Genomic DNA, 2400 nt, shown 5'->3' with positions numbered 1-2400 from the left:
CGGCGCGGGCCTGTGCCGTCATACGCGGCCGTGACGCCCCCGTCACGAGGGCACCCCCGGCGCGTCCGGTCCCGGAGTGGGAGTGGGGATGGACGCCGGGGCGTAGGGGGGCGACGGCGTGACGTCGTCCCTCTCGCGTTACGCGCGGTCTCCGGCCGGTTGCCGCCCGGAGATTCCCGGCGCCCGGCCGGTCACCCGGAGGTCCCTGGCTCTCTGGATGTCCCCGGCTTCCCGGAGGCCCCCGGCTCTCCGGATGCCCCGGGCTTGCCGGAGGCGCCTGGGTCTCCGAATGTCCCCGGTTCCCCGGAGACCCCCGGCTCCCGGCCGGTCACCCGGAGGTCCCCGGTTCTCCGGATGTCCCCGGCTTATCGGAGGCGCCCGGTTCTCCGGATGTCCCTGGCCTATCGGAGGCGCCCGGTTCTCCGGATGTCCCTGGCTCTCCGGACGTCCCCGGTTCCCCAGAGGCCCCCGACTTCCCGTACGTCCCCGCCGCCTCGAACGCCACCGGTGCCGCGAAAGCCGCCCGGCGCGTCGCCCGGCGCAGCGCCTTGAGCACCGCCGGGCCCAGCAGGAGGGTGGCGAGCAGGGTGACCACCGCGCGCGGCAGATCCCAGCCCAGGGACGTGGTGAGGCAGTAGGCGGCGAAGCGGGCGAGGTTGTCGCCGAGCGGGTCGCCGGGGACGAAGGAGACGCCCGTGCCGAGCCCGGCGATGTAGGGCCAGCCCTGGAGGTTCATGACCGTGCCGTAGCCGACCGACGCCACCGCGCCGTACGCCGCCAGCATCGCCAGCTCGCGGCGGCCCCGCAGCCGGTCCGCGCCCGGCAGCAGGCCCGCGCCCAGGGACACCCAGCCCATGGCCAGCATCTGGAACGGCATCCACGGCCCGACCCCGCCGGTCAGCAGTGCCGAGGCGAACATCGACAGCGCCCCGAGGACGAACCCGAAACCCGGTCCCAGCACCCGTCCCGCCAGCACCATCAGGAAGAACATCGGCTCGATCCCGGCCGTCCCCGCCCCCAGCGGGCGCAGCGCCGCGCCCGCCGCCGCGAGGACGCCGAGCATGGCGACGGCCTTGGCGTCGAGGCCGGAATCGGCGACGGTCGCCACCACGACCGCGAGGAGCAGCGGCAGCAGCGCCGCGAACAGCCAGGGCGCGTCGCGCGAATGCGCCAGACCGGACGACGGGGCCGCCAGCAGCGGCCAGCCGAACGCCATGACGCCCGCGGCCGTCAGCAGGAGCAGCGCCGCGGCCGAGCGGCGGCCGAGGCGGACGGCGCGGGCCTGTGCCGTCATACGCGGCCGTGACGCCCCCGTCACGAGGGCACCCCCGGCGCGTCCGGTCCCGTAGGGGGCGCCTCTGGCGAGCCCGTCCCCGGCGCGTCCGGTCCTGTGGGGTCCGTCCCCGAGGGGCCCGATCCCGTAGGGGTCGATTCCGTAAGGCCTGATCCCGTAGGGGTCGATTCCGTAAGGCCTGATCCCGTAAGGGACGCCCCCGCCGCGTCCGCCGCCTCCGTCCCCTCCGCCTCCGCACCCAGCGCGTCCCGCACCTGTGCGACCGTCAGCCACGGCCGCGGCGCCAGTACCTTCGCCACCTGCGGTGCGAAGGCCGGGGAGGCGACGACGACGTCGGCCGTGGGGCCGTCGGCGACGATCTCGCCCTCGGCCAGGACGACGACCCGGTGGGCGAGCTCCGCCGCCAGCTCCACGTCATGGGTGGCCAGGACGATCGCATGGCCCTCGGCCGCCAGGCCGCGCAGGATCTCCACCAGGCGGGCCTTCGCCGCGTAGTCCAGGCCGCGCGTCGGCTCGTCCAGGAGGAGCAGCGGCGGCCTGGCGGCGAGGACGACGGCGAGGGCGAGCGCGAGCCGCTGGCCTTCGGAGAGGTCGCGCGGGTGGGTGTCGTCGGGCACGCCGGGGAGCAGCTCGGAGACCAGGGCGCGGCAGGTGCCGGGGGAGGCGGCGGCGTCCCGGTCGGCGGCGGCGCACTCGGCGCCGACGGTGTCCGCGCAGAGCAGGTCGCGGGGCTCCTGCGGGACGAGTCCGACGTGCCGCAGCAACTCGCGCGGGGTCGTGCGGTGCGGCGCGGCGCCGCCGACGGCGACCGTGCCGCGCGCCGGTTCGTGCATCCCGACGAGGGTGCGCAGCAGGGTGGACTTGCCCGCGCCGTTGCGGCCCATCAGGGCGATCGTCTCGCCGGGCCGGACGGTCAGGTCCACCTTCCGGAGGGCGTCCACCCGGCCGTGCCGGACGGCCAGTCCCGCCACCTCGGCGGAGGCCGGGACCGCCGTCCGAGGGTTCGCCGGCGTGGCCCGCCGCCAGCGGCGGAGCAGGCCGCGGGGCTCCGCCGCCGCGCGGGCGGCCCGCTCGTGTGGGGCGGAGGGGCCGGGCGGGGCGGAGGC

The 2400-nt window shown here is 77.0% G+C and carries 2 protein-coding genes; both read right to left on the bottom strand.

Going from position 1 to position 2400, the window contains the following annotated elements; translation table 11 throughout:
• Nucleotides 1–328: 328 nt before the first annotated feature.
• Nucleotides 329–1294 (bottom strand): ECF transporter S component, encoded by a 966-nt coding sequence (locus ACSNOK_RS32585; protein ID WP_436784398.1) that lies wholly within the window; start codon nucleotides 1292–1294, stop codon nucleotides 329–331.
• A gap of 20 nt (nucleotides 1295–1314) precedes the next feature.
• Nucleotides 1315–2400: ATP-binding cassette domain-containing protein (locus tag ACSNOK_RS32580; RefSeq protein WP_436784397.1), on the bottom strand; the 1086-nt coding region annotated here is incomplete at its 5' end.

Source organism: Streptomyces sp. URMC 126 (assembly GCF_051386555.1).
In the GTDB taxonomy this organism is placed as follows: Bacteria; Actinomycetota; Actinomycetes; order Streptomycetales; family Streptomycetaceae; genus Streptomyces.
The sequence above is the reverse complement of the archived record's forward strand: the minus strand, read 5'-3'. Positions and strand labels throughout refer to the sequence as shown.